This is a genomic window from Stenotrophomonas sp. PD6 (assembly GCF_049199305.1).
GTDB lineage: Bacteria > Pseudomonadota > Gammaproteobacteria > Xanthomonadales > Xanthomonadaceae > Stenotrophomonas.
In genome coordinates, this window is record NZ_JBLZQD010000002.1 from 528,692 (window position 1) to 546,562 (window position 17,871).

Genomic DNA, 17,871 nt, shown 5'->3' on the forward strand with positions numbered 1-17,871 from the left:
GCATGGGCGCGGCTGGGCTGCAGATCCGCGACGCCACCGCCGACGATGCCGCGCTGATCCTGCGCTTCATCCGCGAACTGGCCATCTATGAGAAAGCCGAATCGTCGGTGCAGACCGACGAGGCCGGCATTCGCGACAGCCTGTTCGGGCAGGGCGCCAAGGCGCGCGCGCTGGTCTGCGAAGTCGATGGCCAGGCCATCGGATACGCGGTGTACTTCTACAACTACTCCACCTGGCTGGGCCGCAACGGCATCTACCTGGAAGACCTGTACGTGAGCCCCGCGCAGCGCGGCAGCGGCGCCGGCAAGGCACTGCTGCAGTACATCGCGCGGATCGCCGTGGCCGAAGGCTGCGGCCGCTTCGAGTGGTCGGTACTGGACTGGAACGAGCCGGCCATCAAGTTCTATGAAGCTGCCGGCGCCAAGCCGCAGAGCGAGTGGACGGTGTACCGGTTGGAAGGCGAGGCGCTCAAGAACTTCGCGGGATACGGCTGAAATCGGCCGATGCTTCGCCGATAGAGAGAATCAACTTGCTACCGACCAGGCAAGTCCTCAGAATCCAATGCATCCAGCCCTCCAAGTACGCCTCTCACCTCATCAAGGGACGGCCGAACCGAGGGCTTTTTAAATGTCAGGCAGAAGGGCGTGGACATGCGGATCGGAATCGACATTTCCTCGTTGGCGTTGAAGAAACAGGTGCGGCAAATCGTTCTGATGGCTGGCGATGCCGACTTCGTGCCGGCCGCCAAGCTGGCCCGGCGGGAAGGGGTCGATGTTGTCCTTGACCCGATGTGGTCTGCGATCCCCAAGGGGTTGATCGAACACATCGACGGCATGCGCTCGGTCTCCCCTCGGCTTCCGAGGCGTGGAGCGACTGATTCGACCCCGGCTGCGGTCCCTGAACAACCGCAAAAAAAAGACCGCACTCTTGCGAATGCGGCCTCGGGAACAGCCGGAGGCTGATCCTGCCTCCATCCATCGTCCTTGCTATGGACTTCCATTCTCCGGGCGGTCGGTGACCGTTTGATGACGTTCACCGCGCCTGACATGCCGCGCTGCTAGCCTGCGCCTCCCCCTATTGTGGAAGTGCTGTATGCGTGGTCCCCGCTGGCGTCTGATCCTCAACGGCAAGTCCACCGGCAACGACGATCTGCGCGCGGCCGTCCATGTACTTCGCGACCAGGGGGTAATGCTGGAGGCCCGCGTCACCTGGGAAGACGGCGACGCCGAGCGCTATGTGGCCGAGGCGATCGAACACGGCGTGGACACCATCATCGCTGCGGGTGGCGACGGCACCCTCAGCGAGGTGGCCGAGACTCTGGCCCATCGTGATGAGCCGGCCGGGGCGCTGCCCACGCTCGGGCTGGTGCCGCTGGGCACCGCCAATGATTTCGCTGCGGCCGCAGGGATCCCTGATGATCCGCTGCAGGCGCTGCTGATGATCCAGGCCCAGCCGGCGTGTCCGCTCGACCTGCTGCGCATCGAGGCCGATGGCGAGGTGTGGTGGTGCGCCAACGTGGCCAGCGGTGGCTTCGGCACCGAGGTGACGGTGGAGACCGACGAAGGCCTGAAGAAGGTGCTGGGCGGCCTGGCCTATCTGCTCACCGGCATCTCGCGGCTGGGGCGCATCGAGCCGATCCAGGCGCGGCTGCGCACGCCGGACTTCGAATGGGAAGGCGGCTTCATCGCGCTGGGCATCGGCAACGGGCGCCAGGCCGGTGGCGGTCAGGTCCTGTGCCCGGAAGCGCTGGTGAACGATGGCCTGCTCGACATCACCGTCATCCCCGAGCTCAGCGGCGAAGTCGCCTCCACGTTGGCCGCGCTGGTGAAGGGCGGCAAGGCGGGTGCGCTGGAACAGGTGGCCGAGCGCACGCGGGCACCGTGGGTGGAGATCGACGCCGACGAACCCCTGACCTTGAACCTGGACGGCGAGCCGGTACGCGCGCGCCGCTTCCGCATCGACTGCGTGGCGGCGCGGGTGAACATGCACCTGCCGCTGGGCAGCGCGCTGCTGACGCAAAGCGACGCGGCACCGGCACCGTAGCGCCGGGCTCTGCCCGGCCGTGCGGTAATGCCGGGCTCTGCCCGGCAGCCTCACAACAAGGGAATATCTTCTTCCTTCGTGGGGAAGCCGAAGGCTTCACGCTTCTTGCGGATGTGCTCCGGCATCGGCGGCCGCGGAATGTTGCGCGCGATCAGCCATTGCTGGCATTTCTTCTGCCACGGCAGAAGGTCGGGCGTGGTGATTTCCCAATAGATGTCGTCCACCATCATCTGACGTGCGGGACCGGTTGATCTCACAGCAGCAGGTGCGGAAAGGGTCGGGTCCGCGTCGTGTTCCAGCAGCCAGTATGCCGAGTCAAAACCACCGCGGGCGGTATACCAGCTCAACACCGTATCAGCCTTCCCCAGGTTGTTCTCGTTCACCTTTGCGCCTGCTTCAACAAGCTGCTGGACGTTCTTCCACTGATTTCCGTTGATGAACGCCTGGAACAGCAGCGACTCGCCGCCACTGCTTCGCGTATTGGGGTCACCGCCGTGCTTGAGAAGCAGCTGCAGGAAGACCGGATCGTCCAGGCGCACGGCATACACCATGGCGTTGTTGAACTTGAAGGGCTTTCCGTCGATCTCCCGCACTTGCCGCGAATTTGGATCGGCGCCGTTGTCGAGCATCGCGCGCAGTCCTTCGAGATTCTGCGTGCGAAGCGGCCATGCGATTAGAGGGATGCCGTCGCGGCGAGCAAAGCTTTGGTCGGGATCGACGCCTTCATTTCTGATCAAGTGACGGATGGCCTTCGCGTCCCCGTTCTCGGTTGCGATAGCCAGCTCCAACGCCTTCCCATCGAAGTAGTCACCCGCGCCATGTGAAGAAGATGCGGTACAGCCAATCACGAGGATAAGTATGAGGCATACCATGACTAATATTGAAAACTTCATGGCAGGAATCGGACCTATGTCTTGGCATATGTTCAAGGCTGAAGTTCGTAAGAAACACAGAAGTTGAGAATGCGCTTCGCCATGACGGTGCGATGCGCGACCGTGTCAGAGAAGGGGGATATCCTCTTCCTTCGTGGGGAACCCGAACGCCTCACGCTTCTTTCGGATGTGCTCAGGCATCGGTGGGCGCGGGATGTTTCGCGCGACCAGCCATTGCTGGCTCTTCTTCTGCCATGGAAGAAGATCGGGCGTGGTGATACCCCAATAGATGTCCTCAACCATCATCTGTCGCGATGGAAGGTTTGATCCAGCGGGGGGGCGCGACGGAATGGTCGGGTCTGCGCCGTGCTCGATCAGCCAATAGGCAGAATCAAACCCACCTCGGCTGGTGTACCAGCTGAGGACGGTGTCATCTCCTTTGCTGAGGCTGGACTCGTTGATACTCGCGCCATGCTCCACCAGGGTCTGGATGTTCTTCCATTGATTGCCACTGAGGAAGGCCTGCAGCATCAGAGTTTCATTAGCTGAATTGCGCGTGTTCGGATCCCCGCCATGCTTCAGGAGCAACTCCAGAAATCGTGGATCGTCCATCTTCGCTGCGTAGACCATGGCGTTGTTGAAGTGAATCTCCCTTCCGTTCATCTCCTTTACTTCGCGAGCATTCGGGTCAGCCCCGCTGTCCAGAAGTGCGCGCAGTCCTTCAAGATTGCCCGCACGGAGCGGCCACGCCACAATGGGAATTCCATCGCGACGCGCAAAGGTAGAGTCGGGATCGACCCCTTCATCCTTGATCAAGTGGCGAATGGCCTCCGCTTCACCCGTTTCGGTTGCGATAGCCAACTCCAACGCCTTTCCGTCGAAGTAGTCGCCAGCGCCATGTGAAGACGACGCCGCACAGCCATTGACGAGGAAAAGTGTGAACCATGCCGCACTTAGTAGGGATTTCGTCATCATTTTGTGAAGACTGCTGCGCATGATCATCCTGATGTTGAGCCCCTGAAGGGGTGACATTAGCAAAGTGTTCTGTTATTCGATAAGTAGCGCGGCTCGGGGGGATCGCGCACCTTCACTGTGCAATGGAGCTTGCCATGAGTGGTCCCGATATCGAGGCGCGTGCCCGCGCCATCCAGGAACAGAACCTTCTTGTTCAAAAGTTGCGCGAGAGCGGCAACGACAACGAAGCGAGTCGTCTCCAGGAAACCTATCACGCGCGCGAGATGTCTGGTCTCGCCGCCGACGTCTATCTGTCGGCCAAGGCCGAAGGGGAGCCCCCTGCTGGTTGGGCGCGTGCAACCGAGAATCCAGCTGCGTTGCGAGATGCAGGAATAGATCTGTCAGACGACGAACTTCGCGATATGTTGCAGCCGCCTCAGTCAGGATTCCGTGCGGAAATCTATATCCCTGACAAAGCCGTTTTCGGGGATGACGCGAAGCCGGTTGTTGTCTACAAGGGCTCGACTGGCAAGATCATTGACCCGTCCGCGCCGGAGGGGCGACGGGAGTCTGGTGGGGAAGATTTTCTCAACAACGGGCAGCAGGGTATTGGCATGCGTAGTGACTACTACGACCGCGCCATGCGACTTGCCACGGTCATTGAAAGGGAAGTGCCGGGCGGCTTCGAAATCGCCGGCCATTCCCTCGGCGGCGGCATGGCCTCCGCCGCCTCCGCCGTCACCGGTGCCCGTGCCACTACCTTCAACGCGGCCGGCCTGCACCCCGACACGCCCGCGCGTTTCGCCAAAGATAACGGTCTACCCACCTTCAATCCGCAGCAGACCGTGCATACCTACCAGACCAGCGGTGAGGTGCTCAACGATGTGCAGAACGGCATGCGGCGCCTCAACGACCAGCAGCGGCATGCCTATGGGCTGCTGGCCAACGAGGCCAGCATGTTGATGCGTGAGCCGCTCATGCAGGCCAAGGTAGCCGAGAAGATGCGCGAGATGCTGCCGCCGGGCGCGCAGACCGCGGCCGCGCAGTTCGTCGAGCAGCTGGCCACCAAGCCGGGCTATGAGGCATTGCGCGACATCCCGGTCGCTGCGGGGCGCATGGAGCTGGTGCTCGATCCCAAGACCCGTGATGCGCAGGACAACCTGGTGGACCGCGTCCGTACCGACGCACCCAGTCAGGTTGCCGAGCTGGCCGGGCCGCTGTCCCAGGTGCTGCACTCTGCCGCGCACGGCATGCACAACGGGCGGGTAGTGGGCGAAGTGGTCGAAAAGGGCGGGGCGGCCGCCGCCCATGTACTGGACCGCACTGGCGACGCAGTGGAACAGGTGGCTAGGGTGCAGGGCATGGTGGTGGGCAAGGTCGTCGACATGGGCTCGACCACGCTGCAGGTGAGCGCCAAGGCGACCACCACGGTGTACGCCCAGGGCCGCGAGCTGACCGGCATGATCGAAGCCACGGCGCACCGGGTGGAGTCGCGCGCCCAGTCCGGCATCCTGTCGGTGGCGTCGTGGGGTGCCGGCAAGCTGGGCTTCGACAACGTGGCCAAGGATCTCGACAGCCGGGCCGATGCCGTGCACGCATCCGGCCAGGCGCGTGCCACCGCCGCCAGCCGCGACGCGCATGAGGATGCCAACGCCGCGCGTGCTGCGGGCCAGCGGGTTGCCAGCAACATCGACCATGGCGGCCAGTGGGTGGCCGGCAAACTGCAGAATGGCTACGCGACAGCGGGCGCCTATGTCGACAAGGGCTATGACTTCGCTGCGCACCAGGTCAAGAACACCACGGCGCAGGCACCGGCGGTGTTTGCGTCGGTGGGCGGTGCGGTCGCGGGCCTGCGCGGCGCCGCCGCCACTTATGTGCCCACTGTGCTGACGCCGCAGAACGTCGGCAACATTGTGGAAACCAAGCGATTGGTCGATACCATCGGCCCGGCATTTGCCGAGGCCGTACAGCGCCACGGGATGAAAGAGACGGTCATCCCCAGCCTGGACGCCGAACTGATCAAGCAGGAAGCCCAGGCTCGCAAGCTGGTGGAGCAGCACGAGCGCATCCAGCAGCCGGCGGAGAAGCACGCCGCCATCGCCACCGAACCGTCCACCCTGGTGGTGGGCATCAACGATCCCAGCCACAAGCAGTACCACATGTTCCAGGGCGCCCAGTCCGGGGTGCACGGCATCGACGTGGCCCACAACCGCGTGCCCGACCTGCAGAGCGACCAGCTGGCCGGAGCGCTGGCGGCCAAGGCCTCGCAGGAAGGCCTGGAGCGCATCGAGCGGGTGGTCCTCAGCGAGGACCGCACCCGCGTGTTCGCGGTCGATACCCAGGACCTCAGCTCGGTGCACCGCCACCTGGCGCAGGTTGATGTGGTGGCCGGCCGCCAGCAGCCGCTCAGCGTGAGCACCGAGCAGGTGGCCGAGGTCAACCGCCAGCAGGAACGTGGCGCGGCGGCCCCGTCGTTGGTGGCTGATCTGGGCGCCGAGCAGCACGAACAGCAGCATCAGGCCGCCCGCAGGATCGGCTGAGGCCGGGGATCCGGCGGGTGGGAAATAACCCCGCCGGGTCCGTCCGGGTACTGACCGGATGCCTTTCGGCGGGTTCCATCCAGTGCCGCCAATGCGGTACAGTCCCCGGGTGTCCATTCTGACGACCCCGCATACCCTTTCTTCCGCTCGCCGTTGGTGGCGATGGTGGCCTGTTGCCGTCGTCCGTCCCGCCACCGCCGTTTCCCGGAAGGAAAGTCGTCTTGATCACGTTCGAGCAGTTCCAGCAGCAGGCCGCTGAAGGCCACACCCGCATCCCCGTCGTCCGCGAAGTGCTGTCCGACCTGGACACGCCGCTTTCGGTCTATCTGAAGCTCGCCGACGGCCCGCATACCTACCTCTTTGAATCGGTCGAAGGCGGCGAGCGCTTCGGGCGCTATTCCATCATCGGCCTGCCGGCGCGCCGGGTGTATGCCTTCCACGGGCACACCCTGACCATCAGCGAGTCCGGCCAGACGGTGGAAACCCGCGAGGTGACCGACCCCTTCACCGAGGTTGAAGCGCTGCGCAGCGCCCATTCGGTGCCCAAGCTGGCCGGCCTGCCGGGCTTCACCGGCGGCCTGGTGGGTTGGTTCGGGTTCGAGTGCATCGGCTACATCGAGCCGCGCCTGGCGCCGCCGCGTGGCCGCGATGAGCTGGGCACGCCGGACATCCTGCTGCTGCATTCCGAAGAACTGGCGGTGTTCGACAACCTCAAGGGTCGGCTGTACCTGATCGTGCACGCCGACCCGGGCCAGCCCGGCGCGTGGGACGAGGCGCAGGGGCGGCTGGACGCATTGGTCGCCAAGCTGCGCGCGCCCGGCGCGGGCTACCCGGTGCCGATCACCCGCGACGTGCTGGACGAGAACGACTTCGTGTCGGGCTTCACCCGCGAGGGCTTCATCGCCGCCGTGGACAAGTCCAAGGAATACATTCGCGCCGGCGACATCTTCCAGGTGGTGCTGAGCCAGCGCCTGAGCGTGCCGTTCAAGGCACGGCCGGTGGATGTGTACCGTGCGCTGCGTGCGCTCAATCCCTCGCCGTACATGTACTTCCTCGATACCGGCGACGTGCAGGTGGTGGGCTCCTCGCCGGAAATCCTGGTCCGTCTGCAGGACGGTGAAGTCACCGTGCGCCCGATCGCCGGCACCCGCCCGCGTGGCGCGACGGTGGAAGAGGACAACGCGCTGGAAGCCGAACTGCTGGCCGATCCGAAGGAGCGCGCCGAGCACCTGATGCTGATCGACCTGGGCCGCAACGACGCCGGCCGCGTGTCCAAGGCCGGCACCGTGGAAGTGGGCGAACAGTTCGTGATCGAGCGCTACAGCCACGTCATGCATATCGTCAGCGAAGTGACCGGCCAGCTGCAGCCCGGCCTGAGTTACGCCGATGTGCTGCGCGCCACCTTCCCGGCGGGCACGGTCAGCGGCGCACCGAAGATCCGCGCGCTGGAAGTCATCCGCGAACTGGAGCCGATCAAGCGCAATGTCTACGCCGGCAGCATCGGCTACATCGGCTGGCACGGCGATGCGGACACGGCCATCGCGATCCGCACCGCAGTGATCAAGGACGGCCGCCTGCACGTGCAGGCCGGCGCCGGCATCGTCTATGACTCGGACCCGGGCAAGGAGTGGGACGAGACCATGAACAAGGGTCGCGCCCTGTTCCGTGCCGTCGCCCAGGCCGCCAAGGGCCTGTAACGTTTCCGTGCCGCGGCCTGGGCCACGGCGTTCGCTGCATCCATCACCCGACAAGGATCAACCGCATGAAGCTGCTGCACGCACTGCTGCTGTCGTCGACGCTGGCCATGGTGGCCCCGAACGTGTGGGCGCAGGCCAACACCGTTCCGTCCGAACCGCACCTGTTGGTCAAAGGCAGCGCGACCCGCACGGTGATGCCCGACCGGTTCAGCGTGGAGGTCGGGCTGGAGTCGATCGACATGCAGACCGACGTTGCGCGTGGCCGGGTGCAGGGCAATGTCGAACGCGTGCTGAAACTGTTCGCCGAGCACGGCGCCATCGAGAGCAGCGTGCGCGCCGACAACCTCAGCATCAAGCCGTCCACGCGCTACCGCAACGACGAAGAAGTGTTCAACGGCACATCGGCCAGCCGAGAGCTCAAGGCCGAGTTCGCCGACGCTGCCGCGCTTCAGGCGTTCCTGCGCGACCTCAAGGCAAGTCGCGAAGTGCAGGTGACCACCGCAGAGCCAACCTACTCGGGCGAAGGCAAGCTGCGCGCGGAGCTGAAGGCCGAAGCAGCGGCGCAGACCCGCGCCTCGGCCACGGGCCTGGCGGGCGCCTACGGCGCCAAGATCACCGGGCTGTACAGCATCTCCGACGTGGCGCCGAGCTTCGCGTATGGCGTGCAGGCGGGGACGTGGCCCAAGCATCCCGACGACGGCGACCGCTTCGCCAGTGGGGATGCGTCGGCGCTCGACAGGATAGGCGTCACGGGTTCGCGCTATCGGGCCACGGCGCCGGGCGAACTTCTGACAGCGGCCCCCATCACGTACACCGAAAACGTGTACGCCATTTTCCTCATCAAAGACGGATCCTGATCATGTTGTTGATGCTCGACAACTACGACAGCTTCACCTACAACCTCGTGCAGTACCTGCAGACGCTGGGTGCCGAGGTCAAGGTGGTGCGCAATGACGCCCTGAGCGTCGATGAGATCGCCGCGCTCGCCCCCGAGCGCATCGTGATCTCGCCCGGCCCGTGCACGCCCAACGAAGCGGGCGTGTCGCTGGAGCTGATCCGCCGGCTCGGCCCAACCACGCCGATTCTCGGCGTGTGCCTGGGCCACCAGGGCATCGGCCAGGTGTACGGCGGCGATGTGATCCGCGCCGGCACCATCATGCACGGCAAGACCTCGTCCATCCGCCACCAGGGCAAGGGCGTGTTCGCCGGCCTGCCGGACCGCTACCAGGCCACGCGCTACCACTCGCTGGTGGTGGACAAGACCACGCTGCCGGACTGCCTGGAAGTGACCGCCTGGACCGAGAACGAAGACGGCACGGTCGAGGAGATCATGGGACTGCGCCACCGCGAGTACCCAGTGGAAGGCGTGCAGTTCCACCCGGAATCGATCCTTACCGAGCATGGCCACGCCCTGCTGAAGAACTTCCTGCAGCGCTGAGGCGCCGCACCCGCATCGCAAAGGAACCCACATGACCTTCTCCCCCCAGGAAGCCCTGCAGCGCACCATCGAACACCGCGAAATCTTCTTCGACGAGATGGTCGATCTGATGCGCCAGGTGATGCGTGGCGAGGTCTCGCCGGTGATGACCGCCGCGATCCTCACCGGCCTGCGGGTCAAGAAGGAAACCGTGGGTGAGATCGCCGGTGCGGCCACGGTGATGCGCGAGCTGGCGCTGGCGGTGCCGGTCGAGGACCGCACCCACCTGATCGATATCGTCGGTACCGGCGGCGACGGCTCGCACACCTTCAACATCTCCACCTGCGCGATGTTCGTGGTGGCTGCGGCCGGCGCGAAGGTGGCCAAGCATGGCAACCGCAGCGTGTCGTCCAAGTCCGGCAGCGCCGATGCGGTCGAGGCGCTGGGCGCGATCATCGAACTGCGGCCAGAAGAGGTGGCCCGTGCGATCAGTGAAACCGGAATCGGCTTCATGTTCGCGCCCATGCACCACCCGGCAATGAAGGTCGTGGCGCCGGTCCGCCGCGAGATGGGCGTGCGCACCATCTTCAACATCCTCGGGCCGCTGACCAATCCGGTCGGGGCCACCAACGTGCTGATGGGCGTGTTCCACTCCGACCTGGTCGGCATCCAGGCGCGCGTGCTGCGCGAGCTCGGCGCCGAGCGCGCGCTGGTGGTGTGGGGCCGCGACAACATGGATGAAATCTCGCTCGGCGCCGGCACCCTGGTGGGTGAGCTGCGCGACGGCAAAGTGCGCGAATACGAGATCCACCCGGAGGACTTCGGCATCGCCATGTCGGCCAGCCGCAACCTCAAGGTGAGCGGGCCGGAGGAGTCGATCGCGATGCTGCGCGGGGTGCTGGACAACCAGCCGGGCCCGGCACTGGACATCGTGGCGCTCAATGCGGGCGCAGCGCTGTACGTGGCGGGCGTGGCCAGCAGCATCGCCGACGGCCTGGCCCGCGCCCGCGCCGCCATTGCCGACGGCAGCGCGCGCCAGCGCATGCTGGAATACGTCGACGCCACCCGCCGCATCCGCGCCGCGGGCTGAGCCCCGCCTTCACGCCGTGCCCGTGGCTGGCCGATAATGGCCGCCCTGAAGGACCCCGAACGACATGAGCGACAAGAGCGACATCCTCGAGACCATCCTGGCCCGCAAGGCCGTCGAAGTGGCCGAGCGCCGTGCCCGGGTACCCCTGGAAACGCTGCAGGCGCGCCTGGCCGATGCCTCGCCCGTGCGCGGTTTCACCGACGCGCTGCGCGCCTCGATCGCGGCCGGCAACCCGGCGGTCATCGCCGAGGTGAAGAAGGCCAGCCCGTCCAAGGGCGTGATCCGCCCGGACTTCCACCCGGCCGACATCGCGGTCAGCTACGAATTCGGCGGCGCCAGCTGCCTGTCGGTGCTGACCGACGTGGATTTCTTCCAGGGTTCCGATGCCTACCTGCAGCAGGCGCGCGAGGCGTGCACCCTGCCGGTGCTGCGCAAGGACTTCGTGATCGATGCCTACCAGGTCTACGAAGCCCGCGTGCTCGGCGCGGACTGCATCCTGCTGATCGTGGCCGCGCTGGAAGACCGCCAGCTGGCCGAGCTTTCCGACCTGGCCATGCAGCTGGGCATGGACGTGCTGGTGGAGGTGCATGACATCGACGAGCTTGAGCGCGCCATCCAGGTGCCGGTGCCGTTGATTGGCATCAACAACCGCAACCTGCGCACCTTCGAGGTGTCGCTGCAGACCACGCTGGACATGCGCCAGGCGGTACCGCGCGACCGCCTGCTGGTGACCGAGAGCGGCATCCTCGGCCCGGACGATGTAAGCCTGATGCGCAACGCCGGGGTGCATGCCTTCCTGGTGGGCGAGGCCTTCATGCGGGTCGAAGAGCCCGGCGAAGGCCTGCGTCAGCTATTCTTCAGCGCATGACTGCGATCTACCCGACTCCGCGTGATGACGCGCCGCTGGTGGTCTTCGACTTCGACCACACCCTGTACGACGGCGATTCCGGCAGCCACCTGTTCGCCTCGCTGATCAAGCGCAATCCGTTGCGGTTGCTGGCGGCGTTGCTGGTCACGCCGATCGCCGGGCCGCTGGTGGCGATGCTGCCCACCCGCCGCCGCGGCATCTCGGCCTATGTCTGGATCGCCACGTTCGGGCTGCACCGCGCGCGTGATTTCAATCGGGTCATCGACGCGTACGTGCTCAAGCACGAGGCGCAGCTGCGCGCCAAGCTGCTGCCGCAGGCGTTGGAGGTCTTCGCCGCGCATCGGGCGCAGGGCGACCGCGTGGTGGTTGCCACCGGCGCGCCGCCGGAGCTGGCGCGGGCCATCCTGGCCTTCGTCGCCCACCAGGGCGTGCCGGTGATCGGCAGCGAGGTGGGGCCGCGCTTCGGTGCGGTGGGCGCCACCCGCCACTGCCACAACGAAGAGAAGATGCGCATGCTGCGCGAGCGCGGCTATGGCGATATCGACGTGGCCTACTCGGACAGCACCGCCGACCTGCCGCTGCTGCTGGCGGCCAGGGAGCCGGTGGTGGTGAACCCGAAGATGTCGCGCGTGGACTACTTCCGCAAGGTGCTCAAGCCCGGTACCCGCATCCTCAACTGGGGCTGCCTGGACCGCGGCGGCGACCGGTAAAATCCCGATTCCGCCTTGGCCGGCCCGCGCGATGCCGGCGAAGGGCATTACGCCCCAAGCCACCCGTGCATCGCCCGGCCAATCTGGAACAGGCTGATCGACAGCACCAGCACGCCCACGGCCACCAGCACCCAGCGCTCCTTGACCCGCTTCACCAGCACGGCCGCCAGCGGTGCGGCCATCATGCCGCCGATCAGCAGGCCGGCCACGATGTTGAGGTACTGCAGCCCCATCGACAGCAGGAAGGTGATGGAGACCGCCAGGGTGACCACGAACTCGGCCGCATTGACCGTGCCGATCGTCGTCCGGGCCTGACCGCCGCGCGCCAACAGCGTGGAGGTCGCCACCGGGCCCCAGCCGCCACCACCGCTGGCGTCCAGCAGCCCCGCGAAGAAGCCCAGCACCGGCACGCGCTTCACTTCCTGCCGGGGAACCAGCCGCCCGGCCGCGCGCAGCAGGATGAAGATCGCCAGGACCAGCAGGTAGGCGTAGATGAAGGGTCGTATGGCGTCACCGGGCAGCTGGGTCAGCACATAGGCGCCGACGATTCCACCCACGGCGCCGGGCAGGGCCAGGCGCAGGAACAGCCGCCGGTCCACGTTGCCGGCGACCAGGTGCGAGACCCCCGAGGCCCCGGTCGTGAAGACTTCGGCGGTGTGCACGCTGGCGCTGACCGCCGCTGGCGGCAGGCCCATGCTCAGCATCACCGAGGACGAGACCAGGCCGAACGCCATGCCCAGCGCGCCATCGACCAGCTGCGCGCCAAGCCCGATCAGGATGAACCAATAGAATTCGCTGCCAGGTGTCATGCCTTCAGCCTAGCGACAGCGCGTGAACGGCGCTGTCATCCCCAGCGGTGGCGCCGGCCGTGGGCCGGCAACCGAGCTCAGCGGGTGCCGTACAGCACGACGGTCTTGCCCCGCGCATGCAGCAGCCCATCGCTTTGCAGCTTCTTCAGCACGCGGCCGGCCATTTCACGCGAGCAGCCGACCAGGCGGGCCAGCTCCTGGCGCGAGACGCGCAGCTGGGTGCCCTGCGGGTGGCTCATGGCCTCCGGTTCGCGGGCCAGGTCGTGCAGGGTGCGCACGATCCGGTCGGTGACGTCCAGGAAGGCCAGGCGGCTGGCCTTGCGGCTGGTGTCCAGCAGGCGCTTGGAGATCTGCTGCCCCAGCGCGTACAGCAACCGCGGGGCGTCGGCCGACAGCGGGCCCAGGAACAGCTGGTGCAGCCGCTCGTAGCTGATTTCGGCCAGCTCGCACGGGGTCCGGGTGCGCAGGATGACCTCGCGGCGGTCCGACTCCACGAACAGGCCCATCTCGCCGACGAACTCGCCCGAGCCGAAGTAGCCGAGGACCAGCTCACGGTCGTCTTCCTCTTCAGCAATTATAGAAACCGAGCCACTGATCACGTAGTACAGGGTCCCGGCGGGGTCGCCAGGCCGGAAAACGTCCGTGCGGGCCGGGTAGCGGCGACGGTGGCTATGGGCTAGAAAGCGATCAATGGTGGCGATATCCAGGGCCAATGGACTCGTGGCAAGGCGCACAGATGACACGTTGAGGCGCTCCCTTTGCTCATGAACAATTCACGGCTATATGCCGCGAGCTTAACGATCAGGGTTGTTAAGGGCAAACCCCAACACACCAACTTGTTTCAATGCAAGTTTCGCCCCCGATCACTTTGCCCCATAATTGATCCTTTCCCACCACACACAGGATCGACCGCCGTGGTCAAGCCGTTGCCTCGCCTGAGGTTGCAGGGTTTCAACAACCTCACCAAGGCGCTGAGCTTCAACATCTATGACGTGTGTTACGCCCGCACCGAAGAGGAGCGTCAGCGTTACATTGAATACATCGATGAAGAGTACAACGCCGATAGGCTGACTCAGATCTTGACCGATGTCGCCGAGATCATCGGCGCCAACATCCTCAACGTCGCGCGCCAGGATTACGATCCGCAGGGCGCTTCGGTGACGATCCTGATCTCCGAAGAACCGGTGATCGACAAGAAGCTGGCCGGCAAGGAGTTGATCTCCGACGCCGTGGTCGCGCACATGGACAAGTCGCACATCACCGTGCACACCTATCCGGAAACGCACCCGCAGGAAGGTATCGCGACCTTCCGCGCCGACATCGACGTGGCTACCTGTGGCGTCATTTCGCCGCTGAAAGCGCTGAACTACCTGATCGAGAGTCTGGAATCGGACATCGTGATCATGGACTACCGCGTGCGTGGCTTCACCCGTGACGTGAAGGGCAAGAAGCACTACATCGATCACAAGATCAACTCGATCCAGAACTTCCTGGCCAAGAACATCAAGTCGCGTTACGAGATGTTCGACGTCAACGTCTACCAGGAAAACATCTTCCACACGAAGATGCACCTGAAGGACTTCGACCTGGACCAGTACCTGTTCGAGGAAAAGGCCAAGAACATCTCGTTCAAGGAACGCATGAAGATCGAAGCGCTGCTCAAGCGCGAGATCGAAGAGCTGTTCCACGGCCGTAACCTGTCCGAGTAAGACCACGCGACACCCGTCCGGGCTCCGGCCCGGGCGGTGCTGCACAAGGCGGGACGTCCCGCCCTGTGGAACATCTGTTTTGCGCAGAAGTAATGTTCCACGGCACGTTACCGACGACGGTCCGGTGTGAAAACACCGGGCCGTTTTGTTTTTGTTTAGGAGGCAACCCCCATGCCCTGGATCTACCTGCTGCTGGCCGGCATCTTCGAAATCGGCTTCGCCCTTGGCCTGAAGTACAGCGACGGCTTCAGCAAGCCCTGGCCCACCGTGGCCACCATCATCTCCGCCGCGATCAGCCTGTATCTGCTGACGCAGGCGCTGCGCACCATCCCGGTGGGCACCGGCTACGCGATCTGGACCGGCATCGGCGCGCTGGGCGTGGCCATCCTGGGCATCTTCCTGTTCGGCGACAGCGCCTCGGCCCCGCGCCTGGCCTGCATCGGGCTGATCGTGGCCGGTGTGATCGGCCTGAAGCTCGTTTCGGGCTGAGGTCGCCTGCGGCGTCGCCCTACCAACGGTAGGGTGCTACGCCCTACAACCGGTACGCAATCGTCTTCATGACCTTCGACGCCAAGGCCATCACGCCCGGGATCGGCGGCGGCAGCTTGCGGGCGCCGGCGTGCTCGGCATGGTCGGCGTGGCGCGCCTCATCGATCTTCATCACCTTGAGGATCGCGCGGCTGCGCTGGTCCACCGGGGGCAGGGTGTCCAGGTGCTCGTCCAGGTGGGCCTCCACCTGGCGTTCGGTTTCCACCACGAAGCCCAGGTTCCAGCCGTCGCCGCGCAGCCCGGCCAGGGTGCCGATGGTGTAGCTGCCGGCATACCAGATCGGGTTGAACAGGCTGGGGCGGCTGTCCAGTTCGCGCAGGCGCTGCGCGCACCAGGCCAGGTGGTCGGTCTCTTCCTGGGCGGCTTCAAGCAGGTGCGCGCGGGTTTCCGGCTCCCGGGCCACGGCGGCCTGGCCGAAGTACAGGCCCTGGGCGCACACCTCGCCCACATGGTTGATGCGCATCAGGCCGGCCGCATGGCGGCGGGCCGGGGCGGGCATCGGGGCGTCCGGGGTCGCCTCGGCCGGATAGGGGCGGCTGGCCGGCGGGTTGCCGAACACTGTGTCCAGGGCGCGCTGGGCCTCGGTCAGCAGGTGGTCGAGCGGGGTGATCTGGCGGAACGCGGTCATGCGGGTGGGCATCGCGGCAGGGGATCAGCGATTCTCGCCCCATAGGGCCAGCCTGCCAACCCGTGACGCCGGGCGATTTGCATGTGGGGCGAATGGCCAGTACAATCCCGCCTCTTCACAACGCGTGGCAGAGTTGCGGCCGCTTCAACGCCGTAATGAGCCCGACCTACTTGAGTTCTTCCATGAGCACTTTCACTGCAAAGTCCGAGACCGTCCAGCGCGACTGGTATCTCGTCGACGCCTCCGGCAAGACGCTGGGCCGTCTGTCCACCGAGCTGGCCCGCCGTCTGCGCGGCAAGCACAAGCCGGTTTACACCCCCCACGTTGATACCGGTGATTACCTGGTTGTCATCAATGCAGAAAAGATTGCCGTCACCGGCAACAAGCTGCAGGACAAGCTGTACCACCGCTTCACTGGCTACATCGGCAACCTGAAGACCGAAACTCTGGCCCAGGCGCTGGAGCGCCACCCGGAGCGCGTCATCGAAACCGCCGTCAAGGGCATGCTGCCGAAGGGCCCGCTGGGCCGCGCCATGTACCGCAAGCTCAAGGTGTACTCGGGTTCCGAGCACCCGCACGCCGCTCAGCAGCCTCAGGTTCTGGATATCTAATCATGGCTATCACGCAAAACTACGGCACCGGCCGCCGCAAGTCCTCCACCGCCCGCGTGTTCCTGCGCAAGGGCGCCGGCAACATCACCGTCAACGGCCGTCCGCTGGACGAGTTCTTTGGCCGTGAGACTGCACGCATGATCGTGCGTCAGCCGCTGGAACTGACCAAGAACACCGAATCGTTCGACATCATGGTCACCGCCGCTGGCGGCGGCACCACCGGCCAGGCCGGTGCGATCCGCCTGGGCATCGCCCGCGCGCTGGTCGAGTACGACGAAACCCTGAAGTCCGAGCTGCGCAAGGCTGGCTTCATGACCCGTGACGCCCGTGAAGTCGAGCGTAAGAAGGTCGGCCTGCACAAGGCACGTCGCGCCACCCAGTTCTCCAAGCGCTGATCCATCGCGCCTGGCGTGGGATCCCTCGGGATCCCGCTGGGAGGAAAGCAAAAGCCCGGCTTCGGCCGGGCTTTTGTCGTTTCAGCAGAACCGGGGGCGATCACACCGCGCCCGGGTCGCCCTTGGCCTTGCTGCGGGGCCAGTAGCCGCCGCCGCGCTTGGGTGCCGGGGCGCGCTTGCGCGGGCGGTCGTGCCCGGCCGCATGCCCGGGCATCCACGCTTCCTGGGCGGACTTGGGCATGGTGTCCACGCCGGTACCGGCCACGCCACGCGCCAAGGGCGCCAGGTGGCGCAGGGCCCGCGCGTAAACCCCGCGCTTGAACATCACCACATGCTCGACCGGGTACCAGAAATCCACCCAGCGCCACTGATCGAACTCGGGGCTGTCGGTGTGGTCCAGTTTCACGTGCGATTCGTCGCCCGACAGGCGCAGCAGGAACCAGACCTGCTTCTGGCCGATGCAGACCTGCCGCTCATTGCGACGGATGGCACGTGCCGGCAACCGATAGCGCAGCCAGCCCGGTGTCGCACCCAGCACTTCTACGTGCTCTGGCAACAGTCCGGTTTCTTCATGCAACTCGCGATACATGGCTTCGACAGGCGTCTCGTCAGTATTCATGCCACCCTGCGGGAACTGCCAGCCATCCCGGCGCACACGTCGTGCCCAGAACACCTGCCCGTCCTGCCGCATCAGCACAATGCCGACGTTCGGTCGATAGCCGTCCGGATCGATCACGATGCGGACTCCTAGAAAAATCTACTGGTCAGGACTGTGACACGCCCGCTGCCCACTCACAAGCGTGATGAAAAGGTGTTGACAGATCCCGTTTACATCTCCAGAATTGCCGGCTCACCAGGGCTATGTAGCTCAGCCGGTTAGAGCACAGCACTCATAATGCTGGGGTCGGTGGTTCGAGTCCACCCATAGCCACCAAGTTCGCTTGGTTTCCTAGTGAAAAAGTGCAATAATCGCACGCAC

The 17,871-nt window shown here is 65.3% G+C and carries 19 protein-coding genes, 1 tRNA gene and 1 pseudogene; 15 read left to right on the plus strand and 6 right to left on the minus strand.

What is annotated here, in order from left to right:
• The first annotated feature begins 2 nt into the window (after window positions 1-2).
• The 3 genes and pseudogenes from ACOZHM_RS05165 to yegS all read left to right on the plus strand — a co-directional run bounded on the left by ACOZHM_RS05165 (window position 3) and on the right by yegS (window position 2,043).
• A complete protein-coding gene (locus ACOZHM_RS05165) occupies window positions 3-494 on the plus strand; it encodes a GNAT family N-acetyltransferase (RefSeq protein WP_421567937.1) in 492 nt (163 codons plus the stop codon).
• Between the two features lie 135 nt (window positions 495-629).
• Window positions 630-962, plus strand: a pseudogene (locus ACOZHM_RS05170) (NYN domain-containing protein); the annotation flags it as partial.
• A 130-nt stretch (window positions 963-1,092) separates the two neighbouring features.
• Window positions 1,093-2,043 (plus strand): lipid kinase YegS, encoded by a 951-nt coding sequence (gene yegS / locus ACOZHM_RS05175; protein ID WP_421567938.1) that lies wholly within the window; start codon window positions 1,093-1,095, stop codon window positions 2,041-2,043.
• Between the two features lie 50 nt (window positions 2,044-2,093).
• Here yegS and ACOZHM_RS05180 read toward each other — a convergent pair whose 3' ends face one another.
• Both ACOZHM_RS05180 and ACOZHM_RS05185 read right to left on the minus strand, forming a co-directional pair.
• On the minus strand, window positions 2,094-2,936 hold the full coding sequence (locus ACOZHM_RS05180) for an ankyrin repeat domain-containing protein (RefSeq protein WP_421567939.1): 843 nt from the start codon (window positions 2,934-2,936) through the stop codon (window positions 2,094-2,096).
• A 105-nt stretch (window positions 2,937-3,041) separates the two neighbouring features.
• Window positions 3,042-3,911, minus strand: coding sequence for an ankyrin repeat domain-containing protein (locus tag ACOZHM_RS05185; RefSeq protein WP_421567940.1), 870 nt, complete (start codon window positions 3,909-3,911; stop codon window positions 3,042-3,044).
• Window positions 3,912-4,483: 572 nt separating this feature from the next.
• Between ACOZHM_RS05185 and ACOZHM_RS05190 the strand changes: the two genes are divergently transcribed.
• The 7 genes from ACOZHM_RS05190 to ACOZHM_RS05220 all read left to right on the plus strand — a co-directional run bounded on the left by ACOZHM_RS05190 (window position 4,484) and on the right by ACOZHM_RS05220 (window position 12,191).
• On the plus strand, window positions 4,484-6,409 hold the full coding sequence (locus ACOZHM_RS05190; protein ID WP_421567942.1) for an XVIPCD domain-containing protein: 1,926 nt from the start codon (window positions 4,484-4,486) through the stop codon (window positions 6,407-6,409).
• Window positions 6,410-6,630: 221 nt separating this feature from the next.
• A complete protein-coding gene (gene trpE, locus ACOZHM_RS05195) occupies window positions 6,631-8,106 on the plus strand; it encodes an anthranilate synthase component I (protein ID WP_421567943.1) in 1,476 nt (491 codons plus the stop codon).
• Between the two features lie 65 nt (window positions 8,107-8,171).
• Window positions 8,172-8,963: an SIMPL domain-containing protein gene (locus ACOZHM_RS05200; RefSeq protein ID WP_421567944.1), complete on the plus strand. Its 792-nt coding sequence runs from the start codon at window positions 8,172-8,174 to the stop codon at window positions 8,961-8,963.
• Window positions 8,964-8,965: 2 nt separating this feature from the next.
• Complete coding sequence (locus ACOZHM_RS05205) at window positions 8,966-9,544, plus strand: anthranilate synthase component II (RefSeq protein WP_421567946.1); 579 nt, start codon at window positions 8,966-8,968, stop codon at window positions 9,542-9,544.
• Between the two features lie 31 nt (window positions 9,545-9,575).
• On the plus strand, window positions 9,576-10,613 hold the full coding sequence (trpD, locus tag ACOZHM_RS05210; RefSeq protein ID WP_421567948.1) for an anthranilate phosphoribosyltransferase: 1,038 nt from the start codon (window positions 9,576-9,578) through the stop codon (window positions 10,611-10,613).
• A gap of 64 nt (window positions 10,614-10,677) precedes the next feature.
• Window positions 10,678-11,481, plus strand: a complete 804-nt coding sequence (gene trpC, locus ACOZHM_RS05215) for an indole-3-glycerol phosphate synthase TrpC (protein WP_421567950.1) — start codon at window positions 10,678-10,680, stop codon at window positions 11,479-11,481.
• Window positions 11,478-12,191 carry a haloacid dehalogenase-like hydrolase gene (locus ACOZHM_RS05220; RefSeq protein ID WP_421567951.1) on the plus strand — a complete coding sequence of 238 codons (714 nt, stop codon included), beginning with the start codon at window positions 11,478-11,480 and terminating at the stop codon, window positions 12,189-12,191. Before trpC ends, ACOZHM_RS05220 begins: the two co-directional genes overlap by 4 nt.
• Before the next feature lie 47 nt (window positions 12,192-12,238).
• On the opposite strand, the gene ACOZHM_RS05225 is transcribed toward ACOZHM_RS05220, so the two are convergent.
• Window positions 12,239-13,000, minus strand: a complete 762-nt coding sequence (locus ACOZHM_RS05225; protein ID WP_421567953.1) for a sulfite exporter TauE/SafE family protein — start codon at window positions 12,998-13,000, stop codon at window positions 12,239-12,241.
• Between the two features lie 77 nt (window positions 13,001-13,077).
• On the minus strand, window positions 13,078-13,743 hold the full coding sequence (crp, locus tag ACOZHM_RS05230; RefSeq protein ID WP_313345323.1) for a cAMP-activated global transcriptional regulator CRP: 666 nt from the start codon (window positions 13,741-13,743) through the stop codon (window positions 13,078-13,080).
• Window positions 13,744-13,914: 171 nt separating this feature from the next.
• Between crp and speD the strand changes: the two genes are divergently transcribed.
• Window positions 13,915-14,709 (plus strand): adenosylmethionine decarboxylase, encoded by a 795-nt coding sequence (gene speD, locus ACOZHM_RS05235; protein ID WP_017354544.1) that lies wholly within the window; start codon window positions 13,915-13,917, stop codon window positions 14,707-14,709.
• Window positions 14,710-14,880: 171 nt separating this feature from the next.
• Window positions 14,881-15,198 carry a DMT family transporter gene (locus ACOZHM_RS05240; RefSeq protein ID WP_421567954.1) on the plus strand — a complete coding sequence of 106 codons (318 nt, stop codon included), beginning with the start codon at window positions 14,881-14,883 and terminating at the stop codon, window positions 15,196-15,198.
• A gap of 43 nt (window positions 15,199-15,241) precedes the next feature.
• On the opposite strand, the gene coq7 is transcribed toward ACOZHM_RS05240, so the two are convergent.
• Complete coding sequence (coq7, locus tag ACOZHM_RS05245) at window positions 15,242-15,886, minus strand: 2-polyprenyl-3-methyl-6-methoxy-1,4-benzoquinone monooxygenase (protein WP_421567955.1); 645 nt, start codon at window positions 15,884-15,886, stop codon at window positions 15,242-15,244.
• Between the two features lie 182 nt (window positions 15,887-16,068).
• On the opposite strand from coq7, the gene rplM reads away from it, so the two are divergent.
• Together rplM and rpsI are read left to right on the plus strand one after the other, a co-directional pair.
• The gene (rplM, locus tag ACOZHM_RS05250; RefSeq protein ID WP_017354548.1) at window positions 16,069-16,497 is read left to right on the plus strand and encodes a 50S ribosomal protein L13; all 429 of its coding nucleotides are present in this window, start codon (window positions 16,069-16,071) and stop codon (window positions 16,495-16,497) included.
• Between the two features lie 2 nt (window positions 16,498-16,499).
• The gene (gene rpsI, locus ACOZHM_RS05255) at window positions 16,500-16,892 is read left to right on the plus strand and encodes a 30S ribosomal protein S9 (RefSeq protein ID WP_017354549.1); all 393 of its coding nucleotides are present in this window, start codon (window positions 16,500-16,502) and stop codon (window positions 16,890-16,892) included.
• Window positions 16,893-16,992: 100 nt separating this feature from the next.
• Here rpsI and ACOZHM_RS05260 read toward each other — a convergent pair whose 3' ends face one another.
• Entirely contained in the window at window positions 16,993-17,628 is a 636-nt protein-coding gene (locus ACOZHM_RS05260; RefSeq protein ID WP_421567956.1) for an RNA pyrophosphohydrolase, read from the minus strand.
• Between the two features lie 121 nt (window positions 17,629-17,749).
• Between ACOZHM_RS05260 and ACOZHM_RS05265 the strand changes: the two genes are divergently transcribed.
• A tRNA-Met gene (locus tag ACOZHM_RS05265) sits at window positions 17,750-17,826 on the plus strand.
• Window positions 17,827-17,871 lie beyond the last annotated feature (45 nt).

Coding starts and splice junctions, on each gene's coding strand:
- ACOZHM_RS05220 (WP_421567951.1), top strand. CDS start 11,478: ATGACTGCGATCTACCCGACTCCGCGTGATGACGCGCCGCTGGTGGTC.
- yegS (WP_421567938.1), top strand. CDS start 1,093: ATGCGTGGTCCCCGCTGGCGTCTGATCCTCAACGGCAAGTCCACCGGC.
- rplM (WP_017354548.1), top strand. CDS start 16,069: ATGAGCACTTTCACTGCAAAGTCCGAGACCGTCCAGCGCGACTGGTAT.
- rpsI (WP_017354549.1), top strand. CDS start 16,500: ATGGCTATCACGCAAAACTACGGCACCGGCCGCCGCAAGTCCTCCACC.
- ACOZHM_RS05180 (WP_421567939.1), bottom strand. CDS start 2,936: ATGAAGTTTTCAATATTAGTCATGGTATGCCTCATACTTATCCTCGTG.
- trpD (WP_421567948.1), top strand. CDS start 9,576: ATGACCTTCTCCCCCCAGGAAGCCCTGCAGCGCACCATCGAACACCGC.
- ACOZHM_RS05205 (WP_421567946.1), top strand. CDS start 8,966: ATGTTGTTGATGCTCGACAACTACGACAGCTTCACCTACAACCTCGTG.
- ACOZHM_RS05185 (WP_421567940.1), bottom strand. CDS start 3,911: ATGCGCAGCAGTCTTCACAAAATGATGACGAAATCCCTACTAAGTGCG.
- ACOZHM_RS05240 (WP_421567954.1), top strand. CDS start 14,881: ATGCCCTGGATCTACCTGCTGCTGGCCGGCATCTTCGAAATCGGCTTC.
- ACOZHM_RS05225 (WP_421567953.1), bottom strand. CDS start 13,000: ATGACACCTGGCAGCGAATTCTATTGGTTCATCCTGATCGGGCTTGGC.
- ACOZHM_RS05165 (WP_421567937.1), top strand. CDS start 3: ATGGGCGCGGCTGGGCTGCAGATCCGCGACGCCACCGCCGACGATGCC.
- ACOZHM_RS05190 (WP_421567942.1), top strand. CDS start 4,484: ATGCGTAGTGACTACTACGACCGCGCCATGCGACTTGCCACGGTCATT.
- ACOZHM_RS05200 (WP_421567944.1), top strand. CDS start 8,172: ATGAAGCTGCTGCACGCACTGCTGCTGTCGTCGACGCTGGCCATGGTG.
- trpC (WP_421567950.1), top strand. CDS start 10,678: ATGAGCGACAAGAGCGACATCCTCGAGACCATCCTGGCCCGCAAGGCC.
- coq7 (WP_421567955.1), bottom strand. CDS start 15,886: ATGACCGCGTTCCGCCAGATCACCCCGCTCGACCACCTGCTGACCGAG.